The sequence below is a fragment of the Pseudomonas lijiangensis genome, from assembly GCF_018968705.1.
In the GTDB taxonomy this organism is placed as follows: domain Bacteria; phylum Pseudomonadota; class Gammaproteobacteria; order Pseudomonadales; family Pseudomonadaceae; genus Aquipseudomonas; species Aquipseudomonas lijiangensis.
The window spans coordinates 5,581,969-5,603,905 of sequence record NZ_CP076668.1; the positions used below are offsets into that span (position 1 = coordinate 5,581,969).

At 58.1% G+C, this 21,937-nt stretch carries 22 protein-coding genes; 10 read left to right on the forward strand and 12 right to left on the reverse strand.

Annotated features, from left to right (window positions below; translation table 11 throughout):
- Nucleotides 1-9: 9 nt before the first annotated feature.
- The 4 genes from KQP88_RS23850 to KQP88_RS23865 form a co-directional block, all read right to left on the reverse strand.
- Nucleotides 10-1,647 carry an ABC transporter substrate-binding protein gene (locus KQP88_RS23850; RefSeq protein ID WP_200993799.1) on the reverse strand — a complete coding sequence of 546 codons (1,638 nt, stop codon included), beginning with the start codon at nt 1,645-1,647 and terminating at the stop codon, nt 10-12.
- Nucleotides 1,648-1,740: 93 nt separating this feature from the next.
- Nucleotides 1,741-3,015: an NAD(P)/FAD-dependent oxidoreductase gene (locus KQP88_RS23855; protein ID WP_216704357.1), complete on the reverse strand. Its 1,275-nt coding sequence runs from the start codon at nt 3,013-3,015 to the stop codon at nt 1,741-1,743.
- A gap of 47 nt (nt 3,016-3,062) precedes the next feature.
- Nucleotides 3,063-3,731, reverse strand: coding sequence for a haloacid dehalogenase type II (locus tag KQP88_RS23860; RefSeq protein WP_216704358.1), 669 nt, complete (start codon nt 3,729-3,731; stop codon nt 3,063-3,065).
- A gap of 412 nt (nt 3,732-4,143) precedes the next feature.
- A complete protein-coding gene (locus KQP88_RS23865) occupies nt 4,144-5,613 on the reverse strand; it encodes an aldehyde dehydrogenase family protein (protein ID WP_216704359.1) in 1,470 nt (489 codons plus the stop codon).
- A 217-nt stretch (nt 5,614-5,830) separates the two neighbouring features.
- On the opposite strand from KQP88_RS23865, the gene KQP88_RS23870 reads away from it, so the two are divergent.
- From KQP88_RS23870 to KQP88_RS23890, 5 genes are all read left to right on the forward strand, one after another.
- Complete coding sequence (locus KQP88_RS23870; protein WP_216704360.1) at nt 5,831-6,688, forward strand: GNAT family N-acetyltransferase; 858 nt, start codon at nt 5,831-5,833, stop codon at nt 6,686-6,688.
- A 21-nt stretch (nt 6,689-6,709) separates the two neighbouring features.
- The gene (locus KQP88_RS23875; protein ID WP_216704361.1) at nt 6,710-7,423 is read left to right on the forward strand and encodes a cupin domain-containing protein; all 714 of its coding nucleotides are present in this window, start codon (nt 6,710-6,712) and stop codon (nt 7,421-7,423) included.
- Nucleotides 7,424-7,766: 343 nt separating this feature from the next.
- Complete coding sequence (locus KQP88_RS23880) at nt 7,767-8,213, forward strand: hypothetical protein (RefSeq protein ID WP_200986522.1); 447 nt, start codon at nt 7,767-7,769, stop codon at nt 8,211-8,213.
- A 126-nt stretch (nt 8,214-8,339) separates the two neighbouring features.
- On the forward strand, nt 8,340-9,062 hold the full coding sequence (locus KQP88_RS23885) for a hypothetical protein (RefSeq protein ID WP_216704362.1): 723 nt from the start codon (nt 8,340-8,342) through the stop codon (nt 9,060-9,062).
- Between the two features lie 263 nt (nt 9,063-9,325).
- The gene (locus KQP88_RS23890) at nt 9,326-9,922 is read left to right on the forward strand and encodes a hypothetical protein (RefSeq protein WP_216706036.1); all 597 of its coding nucleotides are present in this window, start codon (nt 9,326-9,328) and stop codon (nt 9,920-9,922) included.
- Between the two features lie 19 nt (nt 9,923-9,941).
- On the opposite strand, the gene KQP88_RS23895 is transcribed toward KQP88_RS23890, so the two are convergent.
- A complete protein-coding gene (locus KQP88_RS23895) occupies nt 9,942-10,823 on the reverse strand; it encodes an alpha/beta fold hydrolase (protein WP_025262420.1) in 882 nt (293 codons plus the stop codon).
- A gap of 274 nt (nt 10,824-11,097) precedes the next feature.
- Here KQP88_RS23895 and KQP88_RS23900 point away from each other — a divergent pair, with 274 nt between their 5' ends.
- Nucleotides 11,098-12,000, forward strand: coding sequence for a LysR substrate-binding domain-containing protein (locus KQP88_RS23900; protein ID WP_216704363.1), 903 nt, complete (start codon nt 11,098-11,100; stop codon nt 11,998-12,000).
- Nucleotides 12,001-12,063: 63 nt separating this feature from the next.
- On the opposite strand, the gene KQP88_RS23905 is transcribed toward KQP88_RS23900, so the two are convergent.
- The 4 genes from KQP88_RS23905 to KQP88_RS23920 all read right to left on the reverse strand — a co-directional run bounded on the left by KQP88_RS23905 (nt 12,064) and on the right by KQP88_RS23920 (nt 16,540).
- Nucleotides 12,064-12,270 carry a DUF6124 family protein gene (locus KQP88_RS23905; protein ID WP_216704364.1) on the reverse strand — a complete coding sequence of 69 codons (207 nt, stop codon included), beginning with the start codon at nt 12,268-12,270 and terminating at the stop codon, nt 12,064-12,066.
- A gap of 1,084 nt (nt 12,271-13,354) precedes the next feature.
- Nucleotides 13,355-14,899 carry a phosphoenolpyruvate carboxykinase gene (locus KQP88_RS23910; protein ID WP_200986523.1) on the reverse strand — a complete coding sequence of 515 codons (1,545 nt, stop codon included), beginning with the start codon at nt 14,897-14,899 and terminating at the stop codon, nt 13,355-13,357.
- Nucleotides 14,900-15,078: 179 nt separating this feature from the next.
- On the reverse strand, nt 15,079-15,981 hold the full coding sequence (gene hslO / locus KQP88_RS23915) for an Hsp33 family molecular chaperone HslO (RefSeq protein ID WP_216704365.1): 903 nt from the start codon (nt 15,979-15,981) through the stop codon (nt 15,079-15,081).
- Nucleotides 15,982-16,129: 148 nt separating this feature from the next.
- A complete protein-coding gene (locus KQP88_RS23920) occupies nt 16,130-16,540 on the reverse strand; it encodes an RNA-binding S4 domain-containing protein (protein ID WP_025262425.1) in 411 nt (136 codons plus the stop codon).
- A gap of 176 nt (nt 16,541-16,716) precedes the next feature.
- On the opposite strand from KQP88_RS23920, the gene rimA reads away from it, so the two are divergent.
- From rimA to rimK, 3 genes are read left to right on the forward strand one after another with little or no spacing between them, the layout of a single operon-like run.
- On the forward strand, nt 16,717-17,499 hold the full coding sequence (rimA, locus tag KQP88_RS23925) for a S6 modification regulatory phosphodiesterase RimA (RefSeq protein ID WP_216704366.1): 783 nt from the start codon (nt 16,717-16,719) through the stop codon (nt 17,497-17,499).
- Between the two features lie 16 nt (nt 17,500-17,515).
- A complete protein-coding gene (gene rimB / locus KQP88_RS23930) occupies nt 17,516-17,992 on the forward strand; it encodes a retropepsin-like aspartic endopeptidase RimB (RefSeq protein ID WP_025262427.1) in 477 nt (158 codons plus the stop codon).
- On the forward strand, nt 17,989-18,894 hold the full coding sequence (gene rimK / locus KQP88_RS23935) for a 30S ribosomal protein S6--L-glutamate ligase (protein ID WP_025262428.1): 906 nt from the start codon (nt 17,989-17,991) through the stop codon (nt 18,892-18,894). The genes rimB and rimK overlap by 4 nt, the downstream gene beginning before the upstream one ends.
- A gap of 109 nt (nt 18,895-19,003) precedes the next feature.
- On the opposite strand, the gene secB is transcribed toward rimK, so the two are convergent.
- The 3 genes from secB to KQP88_RS23950 are packed head-to-tail and all read right to left on the reverse strand — an operon-like array spanning nt 19,004 to nt 20,196.
- Nucleotides 19,004-19,489 carry a protein-export chaperone SecB gene (gene secB, locus KQP88_RS23940; RefSeq protein ID WP_117167479.1) on the reverse strand — a complete coding sequence of 162 codons (486 nt, stop codon included), beginning with the start codon at nt 19,487-19,489 and terminating at the stop codon, nt 19,004-19,006.
- A gap of 37 nt (nt 19,490-19,526) precedes the next feature.
- Nucleotides 19,527-19,781 (reverse strand): glutaredoxin 3, encoded by a 255-nt coding sequence (gene grxC, locus KQP88_RS23945; protein WP_025262430.1) that lies wholly within the window; start codon nt 19,779-19,781, stop codon nt 19,527-19,529.
- 1 nt (nt 19,782) lies between these two features.
- Nucleotides 19,783-20,196, reverse strand: coding sequence for a rhodanese-like domain-containing protein (locus KQP88_RS23950; protein ID WP_025262431.1), 414 nt, complete (start codon nt 20,194-20,196; stop codon nt 19,783-19,785).
- 146 nt (nt 20,197-20,342) lie between these two features.
- Here KQP88_RS23950 and gpmI point away from each other — a divergent pair, with 146 nt between their 5' ends.
- On the forward strand, nt 20,343-21,875 hold the full coding sequence (gene gpmI / locus KQP88_RS23955) for a 2,3-bisphosphoglycerate-independent phosphoglycerate mutase (RefSeq protein WP_216704367.1): 1,533 nt from the start codon (nt 20,343-20,345) through the stop codon (nt 21,873-21,875).
- Nucleotides 21,876-21,937: the final 62 nt, after the last annotated feature.

Genomic DNA, 21,937 nt, shown 5'->3' on the forward strand with positions numbered 1-21,937 from the left:
CAGCCGTTGTCACGCGTCCAGCCACACCTGCTCGCTGAACATGTACCCCATGAAGCCGCCCAGCGGGTTGCTGGAGTAACCCTGGATACGCTTGTCCACGCCGTCGATATTGCTGATGAACACCGGGATGCCGATGCCGCAGTGCTGACTGACCAGCGCCTGCATGTCGCCATACATCTTGCCGCGCTTCTCGTCGTCGGTTTCGCCACGGGCCAGCATCAGCAACTGGTCGAACTGGTCGTTCTTCCAGGCCGACTCGTTCCACGGCGCGGATGACTGGAAGAACTGCGAAAAGATCACGTCGGCATTCGGGCGCGGGTTGATGTTGCCGAAGCTCAGCGGATGCTTCATCCAGTGGTTGGACCAGTAGCCATCGCTGGGCAGACGGTTGACGTTGAGGGTCAGGCCGGCCTGTTTGGCCGACTGTTGCAGCAGCACGGCAATGTCCACCGAACCGGTTGCAGCCGGCGATGCCGCCACCGGCATGGTGATCTTTTCCAGCCCGGCTTTCTTGAGCAGGAACTTGGCTTTTTCCGGGTCGTACTGACGCTGCGGCAGGTCGGCATTGAAGTAGCGCGAACCGGGCGCAATCGGGTGATCGTTACCCACTCGTGCGTAACCACGGAAGACCGCCGACTTGACCTGCTCGCGATCCAGCAGGTACTTCATGGCCTCGGTGAATTCCGGGCTCTTGCCGGGCATCTGGTCCTGGCGAATGATCAGGTCGGTGTAGTTGCCCGACGGCGCATCCACGACCCGGTGACCGGCGCTGGCGGCAATGCGGGTGGTGGAGCGCGGGTTGACCTCGTTGATCATGTGCACGTCGCCGGACAGCAGGGCATTGACCCGCGATGGCTCGTCGCCGATGGCAATGAACTCGATCTCGTCCAGATACGGCAGGCCCGGTTTCCAGTAGTTCGGGTTGCGGGCGCTGACGGAACGCACGCCCGGCGTGAACTCCTTGACCGTGAACGGGCCGGTGCCGATGCCCTTGCTGAAATCGGTGGTGCCTTCGGGCACGATCAACAGATGCGACACCGCCAAGATCGACGGCAGCTCGGCGTTGGGAGAACTCAGGGTGATCTGGACCTCCAGCGGGCCGGTCGCCTTGATCTCGGAGAACTGCGCCATCAGCGGCATGACTTTCGAGCCGGTCACCGGATCCTTGTGGCGCGACAGGGAGAACACCACATCGGCGGCGCTCAGCGGCTTGCCGTTGTGGAAGGTGACGTCCTTGCGCAAGGTGATGGTCCACACCGTTGCGTTGCTGTTTTCGATCTTTTCGGCCAGCTCCGGATGCGGCACCAGATGGCTGTCGAAACGGGTCAGGCCGTTGTAGAACATGAAGTGGCGAACATAGTCGGTGGACAGCGCGCCCTTGGCCGGGTCGAGGGTATCGGCCGTGGAGCTGGACATGCCTGCCACACGAATGCGTCCGCCCGGCTTGCCTTTCACAGGCGCCGCATCGTCATCGGCAAACACTTTCCCCGCCGCACCGAACAGGCTGCTGGAGCCTGCCGCCATGACACCGGCGACACCCAGCATGCGCAATGCATCGCGGCGCGACAGACCGCGGTTGAGTCCCTCGAAAACCCGCAGGCTGTCCTGGCCGGAAATCAACGGGGAATCATTTTTCTTGTCAGCCATATCAGTTCTACCTGTCGAAAAAGGGAATGTCCGAGTTGCTCACGGTTGACCGGAGCGTCCTTTAAGCACACGCGACGACGGTGAAACAAAAACTCAGTAGCGACTGTCCTGATAGCGGTAATACGCTCCCACCAGCGGCAGGAACCACGGTTTACCAAAATGGCCGGGAATCGCTGGCCAGCTCAGGTCGCGCCAGGGGTTGGCCTGTGCCTTGCCTTCCATGACTTGCGCCATGATCTGGCCCATGTGCACCGACATCTGCACGCCATGGCCGCTGTAGCCCATCGAGTAGAAAACCCCGTCATGCTCGCCTGCACGGGGCAGACGGTCGGAGGTCATGTCCACCAGCCCGCCCCAGCAGTAATCGATCTTCACGTGGGCCAGTTGCGGGAACATCTGCACCATGGCCGCCTGCAGCACCTTGCCGCTCTTGGCATCCGAGCTGCTGTTGGACATTGCAAAGCGCGCACGACCGCCAAACAGCAAACGGTTATCAGGCGTAAGACGGAAATAGTTGCCGATCAAACGGCTGGTGACATAGGCACGCTGGTTGGGGAACAGACGGTTGATCAGTTCCTGAGGCAGCACTTCAGTGGCAATCACGAAACTGCCCACCGGAACGATCCGGCGCCGATACCAGCCCAGCCCGCCGTGCTGGCAAGCGCCCGTGGCCAGCAACACTTGCCCGGCCTGTATCGAACCCTTGGAGGTGTTGACTACAAAGCCGTTGCCGCGGGCCTTCCAGTCCTTGACCAGAGCGTCCTGATAGACGCGAGCGCCATGGCGCACCGCCGCATCGGCCAGCCCCACGCCAAAACGACCCACATGAATCTGCACGCCGTTGCGCTGCAACAGGCCGCCATGAAACTCGTCAGAATCGATCTCAGCGCGCACGTCCTGAGCCGAGAGCAACTCGACATCGGCATCCACTTCACGCCGGATCAGCTCGCAGGTGCGGGCCAGCCCTTCGTAATGACCGGGCTTGGCGGCCAGCTTGAGCTTGCCGTTGCGCTTGATGTCACAGGCGATGCTCTCCTGCTCGATCACATCGACAACGCTCTGCACCGCGCTTTCATAAGCCTTGTAATACTCGCGGGCCTGCCCGGCACCCAGGCTCTGGCTCAACGAGGCATAGTCCTGGGCAACGCCGGTATTGCATTGCCCGCCATTGCGGCCGGACGCTTCGCCGATCACACGGCCCGCTTCCAGAACCACAACACTGGCGCCTTTCAAGGCCAAGGCACGAGCTGCCGCAAGTCCGGTAAAACCGCCCCCGACAATCACCACATCTGCCTGCCCTTCCACAGCACCTTCGCAGGCACCGGTAAAGGCCGGAGCAGTATCGAGCCAGTAGGACTCACTGTGCATCTCGTTCTCCTTGTCGCTTGATGGAAAGCACCTTGAACACGCCGCCTTTACAGACCGACCAGCCCGGCCAGACCGCCGATGTCCGGGATCTGGTGATACTCATAGAAACTGTTGGCCGGCTGTTCGTGGCCTCGGGCCACAAATGCCTTGTTCCTGATCTTCATGTCATGGGCTGAAAACAGGTCGTAACGGAAACTCGAAGACACATGCAAAATGTCTTCCGGGCCACAGCCGAGGTTGTCGAGCATGAACTCGAACGCTGCCAGACGCGGTTTGTAGACCTGAGCCTGTTCGGCGGTGAACACCTTGTAGAAAGGCGCGCCGAGCTTGTCGACGTTGGACATGATCTGGCTGTCGCTGGCGTTGGAGAAAATCACCAGCGGGATCTTGTCGGCGATTTTCGACAGGCCGGCAGGTACATCGGCATGCGGGCCCCAGGTGGGAACGGCGTCGTAATAGAGCTGGCCTTCGCCACGGTATTCAACGTTCCAGCGCTTGCAGGTACGTGCCAGAGCGACCTTCAGGATTTCGTCATACGGCATCCACTCACCCATGACCTGATCCAGGCGATAGGCCGAAAAGTCTTTCACGAACTGATCCATCTGCTCGGCAGGTACACGGTCGGCGAACAGCTCGCGGGTCATGGTGCCCATGTGGAAGTTGGTCAAGGTGCCGTAGCAGTCGAACGTAATGAATTTTGGTCGAAGAAAGCTCATTTTGTGCGGTCCTGAAGTTCGTTGAGGTCATGGCAAGACGCGCAATCAACCCGGTCGAAACGATCGTTGATGCACGCTGAAGCACACCCTCATTACAACACCGTGAAATCAGCATATGGCGTTAAAAGTGCTGGCTGCTTGATAGAAAGCACCGTTTTAAGGTGCGCGCTCAGCAGACTTTGCGGGGCGCTCCAGCCTTGGGCAAACCCCGGTTTCAGGCGCTTTTATGACCCTTTTCGGGGCGCTGTCGCTCAAACACGGGGGTTTGCGCCGCAGAAACTGCGTTTGGGGTTCTTCGCGAATGAATTCGCTCCCACTGGGCCCGCGTCTGCCCTTGTGTGCGAATTCATTCGCGAAAAAAAACGGGCGCTTCCTACTAGAGGAAGCGCCCGCCTGACAGACCTTGAAAAGATCAGCCGATATCGATCAGCACACTCTTGAAACGCAGGTTGGCCTCGAACGCCTCCTTGCCCAGATCCTTGCCGATCCCGGAACGCTTGTAGCCTCCGGTGGGCAGAATGTAATCGTTGCTGCGGCCATAACGGTTCACCCACACCGTCCCGGCCTCCAGGCGACGAATCAGGCGCAAGGCACGGTTCAGGTCCGCCGTGTGCAGCCCGGCCGCCAGCCCGTAGGTGTCGTGCTCGGCCAGGCTCAAGGCCTGCTCTTCGTCATCGAAAGCCTGAATGGTCAGCACCGGCCCGAAGACTTCTTCACAAACGGCCGGGTTCCGGTTGTCCAGCCCTGTCAGCAGAGTGGGCTGGTAATAGGCGCCGCCCAAGCCTTCGAACAATCCGCCACCGGTCAACACCTCGGCACCCGCCTCGCGGGAGCGTTGCACGATGTTGTCGATGCGCATGGCCTGCTGGCGAGAAATGATCGGTGTCAGCGTGCTGTCTGGCGACCAGGTCGGGCCGGGGCGCAGCTCCTTGAAGTACGCCTGCAGATGCTCGACGAAAGGCGCCATGATCGAGCGCTCGATAATCAGTCGCGAACCCGACACACAGACCTGCCCGGCGTTGCCGGTAATGGCCAGTGCAACGGTGCGGGCTGTCTTGGCGATATCCGGAATATCGGCAAACACCAGTTGCGGGCTTTTGCCGCCCAGCTCCAGCGTCACCGGCTTGGGACCGACCAGTGCGCAGGTGGACATGATGCTCGACCCGGTCGCTGTCGATCCGGTGAAGGTCACTTTCGAGACAAGCGGATGCCGACACAAGCCATCGCCAGTGGTGCGGCCATCACCCTGCACCACGTTGAAGATGCCCGCAGGAATCCCGGCCTTCACCGCCAGCTCGGCATAACGCAAAGCCGAAAACGGCGTCAGCTCCGAAGGCTTGAGCACCACGGCATTACCTGCTGCCAGCGCGGGCGCGACTTTCCATGAAGCCATGCTCAGCGGGAAATTCCACGGCGCGATGGCTGCGATCACACCGTAAGGCTCGGCAATCTGCATGCCCAGTCGATCCGTCTGGGTAGCTGCAACTTCCCCGCCGTGCTTGTCCGCCAGCTCGGCGAAGAAACGAATGCCTTCGGCCACATAAGGAATGTCCCAGGCCAATACATCCTTGTGCGGACGTGTAGAACCCACCGCTTCCAGAGGCCCCAACACCGCGCCATCGGCTTCGATCAGGTCGGCCCAGCGACGCATGACCCGGGCACGTTCACGAGGCGGACGACTGGCCCAGTCGCTGCGCTTGAACGCCTGCCAGGCATCGCTCACGGCTTCGTCCACCAGCGCGGCATCGGCAATCGGCAGCTCTGCATAGACCTGGCCATCGGAGGGACGGGACACCGCCATACCCGATTGCGCATCGCGGTATTGGCCGGCAATGAAATGAGCGCTGCGCACAGCAATAACACGAGGATCGAAGCTATCCATGAAGGACTCCAGCCAATGACAAGCGAGGTGTCCATGCTAGAAAAAAACCGCAAGCATTTGCTGCCGACCTTTTACCCCGTTTAAGAAGTAACTGCGGTCTGGAGCGCTCGCGATTATTGAATCTGCCGAATGCTTGCACCCCTCTTGTCACCCTTGCTCACAGGTGGGATACAGCAAGCCTGCCGCAGACTTTTATAGCTTTTCACGGAGATACCTCATGCTCGCTCAACAACGCATCGACTATGAATATCGCCCCATGACCGCCGACGATGTCGGTCATGCCCACACCCTGTCCCTTGACCTGAAATGGCCGCACCGGCTGGAAGACTGGGCCATGCTGCAACGTGTCGCCCAGGGCTTTGTGGCGATCCATAACGGCAGGCTGATCGGCAGCGCCTTTGCCTGCCATCAGGGCGACTATTCCACCATCGGGCTGGTGATTGTCAGCGACGACTATCAAGGCAAAGGCGTGGGCCGCAAGCTGATGGAAATGGCCGTGGGCAGCGTCGCACCGCGTACCGCCATCCTCAACGCGACACTGGCTGGCGCGCCGTTGTACGCCAAGATGGGCTTTGTCAGTTTTGGCGAAGTCGAGCAACGTCAGGGGCAGGCGCAAGTACCGTCCGTAACCCCATTGAAAGCAGGCGAACACTGCCGCCCGCTGAGCGATGCAGACAAGCCTCGCGTGCTGGAACTGGCCAATGCCGGCAGCGGCCTGGATCGCACCGTCACCCTGGGCGATGCGCTCAACAATGTCGAACATGCCGTGGGCATCGAACGTGACGGCCAGCTTCAAGCCTTCGCCATCATGCGGCCTTTTGGTCGCGGCCTGTGCATCGGCCCGCTGATCGCCGAAGACGTCGAGCAAGCCAGACACCTCATCGAACAACTGCTGGCCAAGGTGCCTTATGCCTTTGTGCGCATCGATATTCCGGTGGACAGCGGCCTGCCGCAATGGCTGGAAGAAGCCGGCCTCAAGCGCGTGGACAGCGTGACCTGCATGAGCATGGGTGCCGTACCGCAACCGTCACAGGGTGTTCGTCAGTTTGCCCTTATCACTCAGGCCATCGGCTAGATTCCAGGAGATTCAGCGCACATGTCACACCCAACCGCCTTGTTGCTGGCCCATGCCGATAACACCCCTGTCGACACCGAATTCACCTCCGGCCCGTTGAGCCCAAACGACCCGTTCGCCAGCCAGCGCCGCATCGCCTTCATCGATGACCAGGGCATTGCTGCCGGCCTGGTGAACCTCGGCGAATCGTTAAGCATGAAGCATTACCCCTACACCGAAATGCTGGTGGTACACCGTGGCGCAATCACTTTGCGCTCGGGGCAAACCAGCATCACCGTCAGCCCTGGAGAAAGCGCCGTGATCGGGCGCGGTACCGACCTGCGCATTGAGGCACAGCCACACAGCATCTGGGCCTTTTGCGCCGCAACCCAGGCGAGCGGCCCGGACAAGCCCGGCATCACCCTGATCGAGCGTTACGCCCCGCTCACGCCGTCATCGCCACCGGAAGCCGGCATCCTGATCGGCACAGCCCCGCAATGTCGCAGCAACAACATCTTTGAAGATACAGCCAGCACCTTGCGCATCGGCGTCTGGGACTCGACCCCTTACGAACGCTTCGCACGCCCGCACAAGATCCACGAACTGATGCACCTGATCGAAGGCAGCGTTGACCTGCAACTGGACAACGGCCCGACCCTGAGCGTAAAGCCGGGCGATACCGTATTCGTCGCCCAGGGCGCACCATGCAAATGGACCAGTACTGTGTATGTACGCAAGTTTTATGCAGTGACCTGACATTGAAAACAGGCGCTCTTCACTTTCTTGAAGGGCGCTGCAACACTTCTGAAACAAAAAGACTTATTACTTTATTTCTTCAGAAAATTATTTTATCGGCTACCGCTTTTGTATTGCCCATGATACAAACCCTGCCGTGGATAGAGTGATGCTGAGTATTCGTATCAGTATCGGCACAGGGAAATGTGCATGTTTTATTGCCCGCTGGTTACCCCGCACTCTTCTCGTCTCTGAATCCATACCTGAAACATATGAAAACCCGGCATGACGGCGGGCCATCGCTTTATTTTCATACGCAAAAACAACAAGAAGTTGACACTTTTACTCAAGGAGCTTTACTGCTATGAAATTTTCAAAACTGCTGTTGTCCTCTCTTGCACTGGCCACAATGACTGTCGCTGCAACCGCACAGGCGGGTCCACCGGTTACTGTGACGTTCAAGAATCTGGGAACGGCTGCTGCGGAATACAAGGTTGTTTCTACCAATGAGCGATCGACCCAGTTGAACGCCAAGGAGACGATCGATGCCGTTGTCGCTGCCGGCGGCTCTGACACCTATGTTGTTCAAACCGCTTTGCCAGACTCAGGCTATGCCAGCGTTCGCTACGCCATCGGAACAAAGGTCTGTGTATTCTCAACAACCTTCATCAACGCCATTTCAACAGGTGGCGTGAAAGTCCCGAAATGGACCCGTACAGCGACGCCTAGCGGCGGCGCCGTCTGCACAGCAACCTCTAGCGTCACCAACCTGTCCACTTACGCCTGGTCTGCTGAATTCACAATGAAATAAGCCTGTACACGTGTGCATCAGTGCCTGATGCACACGCTCCTGCGACAAAAACTAAAGCTTGCTCCTCTCATGCCGACACAGTGGCGATAGAACCATGGACAGGATCACCGCTGCGAGGAAGCACATATGATCGATACCAACTCCATCTCGTCTTTTCTTGCCAGCAACACGATCAAGACCGTCGCAAAAACGGCTTCCGTGGCCACGGCCAGTGTCGATCCGAAAGCACTGTCTTCAAAAACAGAAAATTCGGACACTGCAACACTTTCAACCTTGGCCAAACAGCTGAATGACAGTGCCGCTCGCGCCGAATCTCGCGACTCGACACTGGGCAGCAAAGAGCTGGGGAAATTGGCCACCAGCATCATTTATAAACTTGTTGGCCCCGAATACTCGGATAACCGAAAGATTCACGATGCCGAAGTTCCGGATACCGATGATCCCGAACTGCTGGAAAGAGCCAAGCAAGCGACACAATTCATGAATGGTACTGGCTCAAACCCTTTTGCCAGCTTGTCCCAGGATCAGTTGCGATTAGTCATTTACGATGAAAGTGGTGATTACACCATCAACGAGCGAAATGCAGCATTTTCCGAAAACCACGACCGTGAGCAAGTATGGAAAAGGGCTATTGCCAAACAATACGTAGACGAATACAACGAAACCGGCAAGAGCACCAACACACTGGTCGAAATGCTCGCGCATTACAACGACCTGCCGCCGATAGAAAAAGCACAATACCCCAGTAACTATGTGGCCAACCTGACAGCGGGCGACAGTTCGGCTCTGGATATTTTCAATAGCGGGAAGAACAGCGCAGTCAACGTATCGGACAGTAAAGAAGTCTGAGCAGGCAATCACGTGTACAAGCACATTGCCTGTCCCCGTTTCATGTAGTGAACGTTAGCTAACGCTGGCAAACGGCATCCATCCCGTTTACGCTCTCGACTCAGCGCACGGGACGCGCAACTATGTGAATGGATGCCATGCAAGAAAAACGCAACTCATACGAGCACTTCAGTGCCAATGAGGAAGACGCGGCGCATTACGTGCGACGCCACTCATCGAACTTTTCGACGTTCTACCGCAACCTGTTGGCCTTGCTCATATTCATGGCCCTGAGCAGCTACGGCGTACTCTATTACAGCGGTGTCTTGCGGCTGATCGCGAACAATTCCGCCTCGCCCCCGATTCACAAGGTCACGCAGACCACTGCCTCTACCGCGCCCGCTCAAACCTCACAACGCCCTCAACCGCTGGCCGATTGCATAGGCCCGGACAATCTCATCGACGAAGCCGTTGCAACCTGCCGCTTTGGACAGTTCCCCCGGGCGACCCAAAACCATGAGGCCCAGGGCATGGTGTCCGACAGGTTCATGGCGCAATACATGGCCGACCAGCAAGCGCCACAAGCCGGACGCGCCAGCGTGGAAAGCGTCGAATGGGCGACTGTGAACCAATGGGATAAAAAGCGCACCTACCGGGCGGTCTGGAGCATTACCGACAACCGCATCGAAGGCAGCAGCGTCTGCACCAACTGGCCCAGAGGCTCGATCGAATACCGCGAATGCCGAAAAGGCGCGAAGGTGTATTTCAGAGAGCAATGCAAAAGCTGGAGCCGGCAATGGGACCGAAGCCATGCCGGCTCAAGCAAGGCTGCGCAGCAACGTTATTGCAGCGCAGGTGAAGGGTTCAATCCGTTGGGGTGAGCCCTGTTATTGCGGCGTGTCAGGCTTTCAGCTTTCGTGAAAGGAAATCGCGAATGTACCCGGCAACCTCCGGAGCGTGGGTTTCCAGAGCGAAGTGTCCTGCGTCCAGAAGATGAACTTCGGCAGTCGGAATATCCTTACGATACGCCTCGGCTCCTGGCGGGATAAAGGCCGGATCATGCTTGCCCCAGACAGCCAGCAATGGCGGCTGGTGTTTGCGCAAATACTGCTGAAATGCCGGATAGGCTGCCACGTTGCTACGATAGTCGAGTATCAGATCGAGCTGAATCTCTTCCGCGCCCGGCCGCGCCATGTAAAGGATGTCCAGGTTATAGCCGTCCGGTGACAGTTTTCTCGGATCGGAGCCCGTTCCATATTGCCAGTCACGGATCGTTTCCGGCGATAACGAAGCACGGCATGCCTCACGATTGGCCGCCGTCGGTTCGCGCCAATAGGATTGCCAAGCCCCCCATTGATCGCTGAAGCCTTCCATGTAGGCATTTCCGTTCTGACTGATGATGGCCGTGACTTTTTCAGGATTGGCGACGGCAAGACGCAGGCCTGTGGGCGCGCCGTAATCGAAAATGTAGAGGCTGTATTTCTTCAGATCCAGAGCCTGGGTAAAGCCTTCGATTACCTTGTAGAGGTTTTCAAAGGTGTAATCAAACTGACCGCGCGGTGGTGCTTTGGTGTTACCGAAACCTGGCAGGTCTGGCGCGATCACGCGGTACTGACTTGCCAGCAACGGCATCAGGTTACGGAACATGTGGCTGGATGTCGGGAAGCCGTGCAACAGCAACAACACCGGCGCATCCTTGGGGCCGGCTTCGCGATAGAACACCTCGACCTCGCCAACCTTTTGTGTTTTGAACGTAATACGGAAGGCATCATCAACGGGCAAAGCGCTTTTTCTGGAAGCAGAACCTTGAGCGGTAGCTCCGGCAGCACCTGCCGCCGAAACGACAAGCGCCGAAGCAGCACCCACTGCCGATGCCATGAGGATTTTGCGCCGGCTGACATCCAGCGTGTCACTGCCCGTCCGGGAGTTGGAATGGTTCATGGTTAAACCTCAACAGAATGGAATTGAGGTCCATACTAGGCATTGCGTAATTCGCAGAGAATGACCACGTACGTCAATTCACTGTTGCAGAGACTGCAATACCGACAGGAAACCTATGGACCGAATTCAGGAAATGACCCTTTTCTCCGCTGTGGCGGAGCAATCCAGCTTCGCCAGCGTGGCTCGCCATTTCGGTCTTTCTACCGCCACGGTGACTCGTGCAATCGCTCAACTGGAAAGCCGCCTGGGAGTTCTGCTGGTCGTGCGCACAACCCGCAGCCTGCGCCTTACGGAAGCAGGACAGCGTTTTGCGATGGACTGTCGTCGCTTGCTTGCAGACCTTGAGGAGGCGCAAAGCGCAGCGGCAGGCGTCCACGCCAATCCCAGTGGGCTACTGACGATCACAGCACCACAGATGTTTGGCGCATTGCACGTCACGCCGGTGCTGACTCGCTTTCTTGAAAAGCACCCCACCGTAGACATTCGCGCCATCCTGGTGGATAGAGTCGTCCACATGCTGGATGAAGGCATCGACGTAGCCATACGAATCGGTGCCCTGCCCGATTCATCACTGACGGCTATTCCTGTCGGCAGCTTACGCCGCATGGTTTGTGCATCCACAGCCTATCTATCGGCGCATGGCACCCCGCAACACCCTGACGATCTGCGGCTGCATTCAACCATTTCAACATCAGCTTCCGAACGCTCAGCCAAATGGGCTTTCCGGGTCGATGGACGCGACCATTCAGTAGACGTTGCTTCAAGACTTCGCCTGACGTCCTTCAACGCAGCCATCAGCGCAATGATGCAAAACTGGGGGCTGACTCAGGTGTCGTCGTACCAGGTACGTGAGCACCTGCAGAATGGGAGCATCCAATGCGTGCTGGAAGCCTTTGAAATTGCCCCGGAGCCCGTGCATGTGATCTATCTGGAAGGTCGCCGTGGATCATCCAAGGTGCGCGCCTTTGTAGACTTCTGCGTCGAGGCCCTGAGGCGCGATTTAAGCCTTGGCAGTTGAAGAGCTTCGCGACTGAAGTCGCTCCTACCCGGCGCTGCAGGAGCGAATTCATTCGCGAAGGCCTCAGGTCACCTCAATCTTGTTTAGCGAACGCTCAACCAGCGCATGAGCCATTTCCACCAGATAGATCACCGAATACGCCAGATCACGTTTCTGGCCACTGAGCTGGTCACCGGTTTCATAGGCCGCAGCCGAAGCACTGCGCAAGAGGTCGAAAACCCGCAGGAGGGTTTCTTCGAGTTTGATGGGTTCGGGGGTTACTTTTAGCATTTCGATTTCTCCCTGCGCTGAATGGGAGCCAGCTTTTATCGTTCTCACACGACAAAGGGTGGCAACTGTGTACAGGGTGAGAAACCGGTGCAGGGACCCGGCCAGACCGAAGTCTGCCCGTACACAGCCGCCATAGAGCGCGCCGAAAGACGACGAACAATTGACTGCTCATTACCCAAACAAACGGGTTCTCACACCCGATCGCTGATTTGTCAGCGAAGGAACGCAGCCTAGTTCCCGGATTTGGCAGGCACAAGCGGGGTTGGATTGTCAGGGAAGTTTCACGCAGAAGATACGGACGAGTCTTTCGAAATCGTCACATTTCTTGAGCCAAAAACCCTCGTGGGAGGGAGCTTGCTCGCGACAGGGCAGTGAAGTCAGCACATATTTCAGCGCCTGAAAAATCGCTTCGCGGCTAAAGCCGCTCCTACACGGTTTGCGTTGATGTTGTGGGAGCCAATTCATTCGCGAAGGCTTCAGATGGGTTCGGGGGTTGCTTTGAGCATGATGAAACTCCTACACATTCCGGAGCCATCCCTTAACGTTTCCACACGACAAAAGGTGGCAGCTATGAACGGGGTGGAAAACCAGGCTGTAGGCACCCGGCCAGACCGAAGTCTGCCCGCACATAGCCGCCATAGTGCACTCGCCGATTACATATCCGGCAAGCAACTTGGTGACGCTTGTGCGCCTACAGAAAAGAACAGGTTTCCACACCCGATCGCTGATTTGTCAGCGAAGGAACGCAGCCTAGTTCCCGTATTTGGCAGGCACAAGCGGGGCTGGATTGTCAGGGAAGTTTCACGCAGAAGATACGGACGAGTCTTTCGAAATCGTCACATTTCTTGAGCCAAACCCTCATGGGAGGGAGCTTGCTCGCGACGGGGCAATACAGGTATCCACAGAATCACCGCAAACCGAGTAGGAGTGGCTTTAGCCGCGAAGCGATCTTCGGGCGCTGAAATGTGTGCTGACTTCACCGGCCCCGTCGCGAGCAAGCTCCCTCCCACGGAAACTCACTTCACGCCGCAGCCCCAAATAAAAAACCGCCCCGAAGGGCGGTTTTTTGTGCAACTGACCCGAATTACAACTTCGGACCAGCAGCCTTGATGGCGTCGCTCACGTCGAACTTCTTGAAGTTCTCGATGAACAGACCAGCCAGGCCTTTGGCGGCCTCGTCGTAGGCAGCTTTGTCAGCCCAGGTGTTGCGTGGGTTCAGCAGACCGGTTTCAACGCCCGGTACCGACTTCGGTACGTCGAGGTTGATGGTGTCCAGGTGCTCGGTTTCTGCGCCGATCAACGCGCCGCTCTGGATCGCTGCAATCACGCCACGAGTGGTCGGGATGTTGAAGCGTTTGCCGACGCCGTAGCCGCCGCCGGTCCAGCCGGTGTTGACCAGGTAGACCTTGGAGCCGAAGCCGCGGATGCGCTTGATCAGCAGCTCTGCGTATTCGCCAGCCGGACGCGGGAAGAACGGTGCGCCGAAGCAGGTGGAGAAGGTGGACTTGATGCCAGCGCCCGAACCCATTTCAGTGGAGCCGACCAGTGCGGTGTAACCCGACAGGAAGTGGTAGGCAGCCTGTTCTTCGCTGAGGATCGACACAGGTGGCAGGACGCCGGTCAGGTCGCAGGTCAGGAAGATCACGGCGTTTGGCTCGCCGCCCAGGTTCAGCGGTGCGCGTTTTTCGATCAGTTCACGCGGATAAGCTGCGCGGCTGTTCTGGGTCAGGCTGTCGTCGGCGTAGTCGGCTTTCTTGGTGACCGGGTCCAGAACGACGTTTTCCAGTACGGCGCCGTGCTGGATGGCTTTCCAGATGACAGGCTCGTTCTTCTCGGACAGGTCGATGCACTTGGCATAGCAACCGCCTTCGATGTTGAACACAACGCCCACGCCCCAGCCGTGTTCGTCGTCACCGATCAGGTAACGGCTTTCGTCAGCGGACAGGGTGGTCTTGCCAGTGCCGGACAGGCCGAAGAACAGGGTCACGTCGCCCTCTTCGCCCATGTTGGCCGCACAGTGCATCGGCAGAACATCGACTGCTGGCAGCAGGAAGTTCTGGACCGAGAACAGGGCTTTCTTCATTTCGCCAGCGTAGCGCATGCCAGCGATCAGCACTTTCTTGGCGGCGAAGTTGATGATGACGGTGCCGTCGGAGTTGGTGCCGTCGCGCTCTGGCTCGCAGACGAACCATGGGGCGTTCTGGATCTGCCACTGGTCCTTCTCGGCCGGGTTGTACTGCTCAGGGTTGATGAACAGGCAACGGCCAAACAGGTTGTGCCATGCAGTCTCGGTGGTCATCTTGACTGGCAGGTAGTGCGCAGGATCGGAACCTACATGAACGTGGGAAACGAAACGCTCGCGCTCGCTCAGATAGGCCGCAACGCGGTCCCACAGAGCATCAAATTTGTCAGCCGGGAACTTGCGGTTGATCGTGCCCCAGGCGATTGCGTCCTGAGTGCTCGGCTCTTCAACGATGAAACGATCGGCTGGCGAGCGGCCAGTGCGATGGCCTGTTTGCACAACCAGCGCGCCGGTGTCGGAAAGCTCGCCTTCACCACGGGCAAGGGCTTCCTTGACCAGTTCGTCGATGCTCAGATCGGTGTACACAGCGTTGTTTGCTTGCGTCATCAGGGTCCCCGTCGGCCAGTGGCCGAGTGCTTCAAACGGTTTTGTAGTAAAAAAACAACCACTACTACAGCGGAAAAGTGGGCGGGATTATGCCAGAAAAGCCCAAAAATGGTAGGACCCTCCTGTCAGAACCGCATTACAACCGCCCACACGATGTTCTGAGACAGTTTCTCTGGCGATTAGTGGCGCGTGTCAGATGGAGAATCGACACCACCGCCAGCAAACAGCTGGGCGACGTCAGCGGCATCGAACAAATAGCGCTCATTGCAGAACTGGCAGTCGATCTCGATCGCGCCGGCATGCTCCTGAACCAGTTGCTGTGCATCCTCCAGACCCAGGCTGACCAGCGCATTGGCAGAACGCTCACGCGAGCAACTGCAACGGAAGCAGATCGGCTGGATATCGAACAGGCGAACCGGGTCTTCGTGGTACAGGCGATGCAGGATGGTCTGGTTGTCCAGGCCCAGCAATTCCTCGGCCGACAGGGTGCTGGCCAGGGTGATGACATGTTCCCAGCTGGCGTCGCGCTCTTCGGGGTCGGTGATCTGTGCCACGGGAAGCTGTTGCAACAATAGACCACGGGCGCGATGTCCGTCGGCCTTGAGCCAGAAGCGGGTACCAAGCTGCTCGGACATCACGAAGTAGCTGGAGAGGCTTTCCGAGAGGTCGACGCCGTCCAGAGCCACGATGCCCTGATAACGCTTGCCCTTCTTGGGGTCCACGGTCAGGGTCAACGAACCTTCCGGCATCAGGTCTTGCAGGCCGGCACCCGGAGCGATCAGGGATTCGTCATAACGGGCAATGCCGCGCAATTCCCGCTCGCTGGAGCACTCGACCATCAGCAGCGGCACAGCGCCGCTGGAGCGCGCCTGCAGAATCAGCAAGCCGTCGAATTTCAGTGTCCCCACCAGCAAGGCAGCAGCGGCCATCAGCTCGCCGAGCAGTTGCGCGACCGGCTCCGGGTAGGGGTGCTTGGCAAGCACTTCGGCGTAACTGCGCTCCAGCGCGACCAGTTCTCCACGAACGTCGCTTTCGTCAAAGATGAAGCGCTGGGTGAAGTCGATGTCCGGTAAATCATGCATAAGAAGAAGGTATCTGAAGGAATGACAATTGATGGCAGTGTCAGGCATCCATGGATGCACTCTGCCATACCGTTGCTGGGCATTTTATGGGCTACGGAGCGCTCTTCCAAGCCGGATGGCGATTCGTGCTGATTACTGGCGCACAGTTTCAGTCGCCGTGATTGCTGCCGTGAAACTCGAAAAGCTGGCGACGCTGCTTCTTGGTCGGTCGCCCGTCGGTGGTCACGCTCAGGTTGCCCGCCTTGCGTTGTGCGGCTGCGTGTTCGCGTTTTGCGATGCTGTCGGGTGTTTCGCGATACAGGGTTTGCGCCTCGGGCGCGCCGCGCCGCACGATGGACAACGCCTCAACCACGACCGTGCGCTCATCGAAACCGGTGCGTACCAGAATCTCGTCACCGATATGAGGCTCCTTGCCCGGCTTGCAACGCTCGCCACGGCAATGCACCTTGCCGCTTTCTATAGCAGCCTTTGCCAGCGCCCGGGTCTTGAAGAAACGCGCCGCCCACAGCCATTTGTCCAGACGAACCTTGTCATCGTCTTCTTCAGTCTTTTTTGCCATGTGAATTCCTCACTCGTGAAACAGTCAGAACTATCGGGTTCAGTATAGAAAGTGACTGCATGCAGTCGCCGGTCTACGTACACTCCCTGCGCCCTGTCGAACATGAAGCAATCAATCCTTGCGTGTCAAAGCCGGTCAGTGCGAATTTATTCCCAACCTCAGCATGGAAGAGCGACATGACAGAGTTCCCGACCTCATTGACCGCACCCCGAAAGGGCTGTGAAGGCTGCACCGGCAGCCCGGAACTGGACTTCTCGTTCGAGTTTGCCTACCAGCCGATCGTGGACCTGCGCGACCAGTCGGTATTTGCGCATGAAGCACTGGTCAGAGGCCCCAATGGCGAGGGTGCCTATTCGGTCCTCGACAAGGTCACGGACACCAACCGCTACCGCTTCGATCAGGGCTGTCGCACCAAGGCCATCGCGGGCGCGGCCCAACTGGGAATGACCGAGCGTTTATCGATCAACTTCCTGCCCAATGCCGTGTACCGTCCCGAGCTGTGCATCCGCACCACCCTGGAAGCCGCACGCCAGCACAACTTCCCGCTTGAGAACCTCATATTCGAAACGCTGGAAACCGAGCATGTAAATAACGATGGCCATTTGAGTAATATTTTGCGCGAATATCGCGAATTCGGTTTCATGACCGCCATCGACGATTTCGGCGCCGGCCATGCCGGGCTGACGCTTCTGGCGAATTTCCAGCCCGACCTGATAAAACTCGACATGGATTTGATTCGCAACGTCCACCGTGATCGGGCGCGTCAGGCTATCGTTCGTGGTGTTGTCACAATGTGTGCGGAGTTGGGCGTTACAGTGATCGCCGAAGGCATCGAACACGCCGAAGAACGGGACTTCCTCGCTGACTGCGGAATTTTCCTGATGCAAGGCTACTGGTTCGCCAAGCCTGCGTTCAAAGCACTGGCCCAGGTTGATCCTGGTGTCTGGAAGACGTCTTGAATCATATGGAATCGCATTGAAGACATTCGATCATCTGACAGTTGTCGGCCTGCGTGAGTGGGTGGCGCTACCCGATCTGGGAGTAGCGGGCCTGCGAGCAAAAATCGATACCGGTGCAAGCACTTCAAGTCTGCATGCCACCGAGATCGAACCTTTTGAACGCGACGGCCAGAAATGGGTTCGTTTCAATGCTCATCTGGGCACCGTGGTGCAGTTGCGTCATCGCCGATGCGAGGCCCAACTGGTCGCCATGAAAACGATCAAAAGCTCCAATGGCCAGGCGCAGGTTCGCTATGTGATCCGCACCACGCTGGCCCTGGGTGATCGCGTCTGGCCAGTGGAATTCACCCTGGCCTGCCGCAAGTCGATGCGCTATCGACTGCTATTGGGTTCAAACGCCTTGATCGACGGCCAGCTGGTGGTCAATCCGGGCATTACTTACGTTCAAGAAAAGCCGGTGTTCCCGGCCTCTACTTCCTCAGGTGCTGCATGAAGATCGCTGTGCTTTCGCGTAATCCGCGTCTGTATTCCACCCGTCGTCTGGTCGAAGCTGGTATCGAGCGTGGCCACGAGATGGTGGTGATCGACACCCTGCGCGCCTATATGAACATCGCCAGCCACAAGCCGCAGATCCACTATCGCGGCAAGCCGCTGGAAGGCTTCGATGCGGTCATCCCGCGCATCGGCGCTTCGGTAACGTTCTATGGCTGCGCGGTGTTGCGCCAGTTCGAAATGATGGGCGTGTTCCCGCTCAATGAGTCGGTGGCCATTGCCCGCTCCCGGGACAAGCTGCGCTCGCTGCAATTGCTGTCGCGCCGTGGCATCGGCCTGCCGGTTACCGGTTTTGCCCACTCGCCGGACGATATTCCCGACCTGATCCAGATGGTCAACGGCGCACCGCTGGTCATCAAGGTACTCGAAGGCACCCAGGGGATCGGCGTCGTGCTGTGTGAAACAGCCACAGCCGCCGAGTCGGTGATCGAGGCGTTCATGGGCCTCAAGCAGGACATCATGGTTCAGGAGTACATAAAGGAAGCGGGTGGCGCGGATATCCGCTGCTTCGTGGTCGGCGACAAGGTCATCGCTTCGATGAAGCGTCAGGCCAAGCCGGGGGAGTTCCGTTCCAACCTGCACCGTGGCGGCAGCGCCAGCCTGATCAAGATCACCCCGCAGGAACGCATGACCGCCCTTCGCGCCGCCAAGGTCATGGGCCTGAGTGTCGCGGGCGTGGACATCCTGCGCTCCAACCATGGTCCGCTGGTGATGGAAGTGAACTCGTCGCCGGGGCTGGAAGGTATCGAAGTGACGACCAGCAAGGACGTGGCCGGCATGATCATCGAGTATCTGGAGAAGAACAGCGGGCCGCACATGACGCGGACCAAGGGGAAAGGGTAACTAACCAACGCTGTAGGAGCGAATTCATTCGCGAATAAATTCGCTCCCACAAAGTTGAATTGAATGAATTTTGCCCAAAAAAAAGCGCCTCTCGAGGCGCTTTTTTCGTTTACTGCACGGTTGGCGTTTCGCCGGCTTCCTGCATGCGTTGCAGCTCTTGAGCATACAGCGCGTCGAAGTTGACCGGGGACAGCATCAGCGCAGGGAACGAGCCACGAACAACCAGGTTGTCGATCGCTTCACGAGCGTAAGGGAACAGCAGGTTCGGGCAGAACGCGCCCAGGGTGTGGCTCAGGGAAGCGTCGTCCAGGCCCTTGATCAGGAAGATACCGGCTTGCTGGACTTCAACGATGAAGGCAACTTCATCACCGTTGTTGACGGTTACGGACAGGGTCAGCACCACTTCGTAGAAATCGCCTTCCAGCTGCTTCTGACGGGTGTTGAGGTCCAGGCTGACGCTTGGAGTCCATTCCTGACGGAAGATTGCCGGGCTTTTCGGTGCTTCGAACGACAGGTCGCGAACATAAATACGCTGCAAGGAAAACTGAGGGGAGTTTTCTTCGTTGGTAACGCCGTTGGTCGATTGCTCGGTCATGTCGAATCCTTATGAAAAATAGGGTGTGAAGTTGAACTCAGTTTTCAAGCCACTGGTCGAGCTTGCCTGCGCGCTCAAGGGCAAAGAGGTCGTCGCAGCCGCCGACGTGCCTGGAACCGATCCAGATCTGCGGAACAGAGGTACGACCGGCCTTCGCAACCATTTCGGCGCGAACCTGCGGTTTGCCATCGACTCTTATCTCGTTGAAGGCAACTCTCTTGCTTTGCAGCAACTGCTTGGCGCGTGTGCAATAGGGGCAATAGTCGCTGGAGTAGACGATGACTTCAGGCATTTCATTTCACCAAAGGCAAGTTATCGGCGCGCCAGCTGGAAATACCGCCAGACAATTTGGCTGCCTTGAAACCCGACTTCAGAAGCTCGCGGGCTGTGCTACCTGCATGCTGCCCGAATGCATCGACTATGATCAACGTCTTGTCCTTGTGTTTTTGCAGTTCAGACGTGCGGGTCAGCACTTTGTCCTGCGGAAAATTCAGGGAGCCGACGATATGGCCAGTCGCGAAATCCTTGGTGGAACGCACGTCGATGACCACGCCCTGGTCGCTGTTGACCAGAGCTGTCAGCTCGCGTGTGCTCAGGCTGCGACCGCCCTTGCTCAATTCATAGGCAATCAGCAATGCCAGCAGAATGAAGAAAGCACCGGTGATCAGGTAGTGGTTAGTGGCGAATTCAAGCAGATGAGCAACCATCAGTAGGTTCCAGGGCGTTAAAATGTCGGCCAGTATACACAGCACCCAAGGTGCGCCAAAGTCCGTGCGGCAGTGACGTGGTTTGAACTTGCCCCTAAAATGCGGATCTTTTTTGTACTTTCTTTAACCAGCCTCGAGTGGGTTCTATGACTGCCACCCCAAAACCTCTGGTCCTTATCATCCTGGATGGCTTCGGACACAGCGAAAACCCTGAAGGCAACGCCATTCTGGCCGCCAAGATGCCAGTCATGGATCGTCTCTACAAAACCATGCCCCACGGCCTGATTTCAGGTTCGGGCATGGATGTGGGCCTGCCGGACGGGCAGATGGGCAACTCCGAAGTCGGCCATATGAATCTGGGCGCCGGGCGTGTGGTTTATCAGGACTTCACTCGGGTGACCAAGGCCATTCGCGACGGCGAGTTCTTCGAGAACCCGACCATCTGCAAGGCCGTGGACAAGGCTGTAGAAGCGGGCAAGGCCGTTCATATCCTGGGCCTGCTGTCCGACGGTGGCGTTCACAGCCACCAGGATCATCTGGTCGCCATGGCCGAACTGGCTGTAAAACGTGGTGCCGACAAGATCTACCTGCATGCTTTCCTCGATGGCCGCGATACGCCGCCGCGCAGCGCGAAAAGCTCCCTTGAGCTTCTGGACGAAGCCTTCGCCCGCCTGGGCAAGGGCCGCACGGCGACCATCATTGGTCGTTACTTCGCCATGGACCGCGACAATCGCTGGGACCGCGTATCAACCGCCTACAACCTGATTGTCGACAGCACGGCAGAATTCCAGGCTGAAACCGGCGTTGCCGGGCTGGAAGCGGCCTACGCCCGTGACGAGAACGACGAATTCGTCAAAGCCACCCGCATCGGCGAGCCGGTCAAGGTCGAAGACGGCGATGCCGTGGTCTTCATGAACTTCCGCGCCGACCGTGCCCGCGAGCTGACCCGGGTTTTCGTCGAAGACGATTTCAAGGATTTCGAGCGCGCCCGTCAGCCGAAGGTCAACTACGTGATGCTGACCCAATACGCTGCCAGCATTCCCGCGCCATCGGCATTTGCGGCCGGTAGCCTGAAGAACGTGCTGGGCCAGTACCTGGCCGATAAGGGCAAGACTCAGCTGCGCATCGCTGAGACCGAAAAGTACGCCCACGTGACGTTCTTCTTCTCCGGTGGCCGCGAAGAGCCGTTCCCGGGCGAAGAGCGCATCCTGATCCCGTCGCCAAAGGTCGCCACCTACGACCTGCAGCCGGAAATGAGCGCGCCGGAAGTCACCGACAAGATCGTCGACGCCATTGAAAACCAGCGTTATGACGTGATCGTCGTCAACTATGCCAACGGCGACATGGTGGGTCATAGCGGCGTGATGGAAGCGGCGATCAAGGCCGTGGAATGCTTGGACCTGTGCGTCGGCCGCATCACCGAGGCCCTGGAAAAGGTCGGTGGCGAAGCCCTGATTACAGCCGACCACGGCAACGTCGAGCAGATGACCGATGACTCCACAGGCCAGGCGCACACCGCGCACACCTCGGAGCCGGTGCCTTTCATCTATTTCGGCAAGCGTCCGTTGAAAGTCCGCGAAGGCGGGGTTCTGGCCGATGTCGCGCCGACCCTGCTGCAACTGATGGATCTGGAAAAGCCGCAAGAGATGACCGGCCATTCGATTCTGGTCGCGGAGTAAGTGCTCTGAACCGGCATTTCGACATCAGGAAATGCCGGTTTTTTGTGTATCAGGCCCCAAAG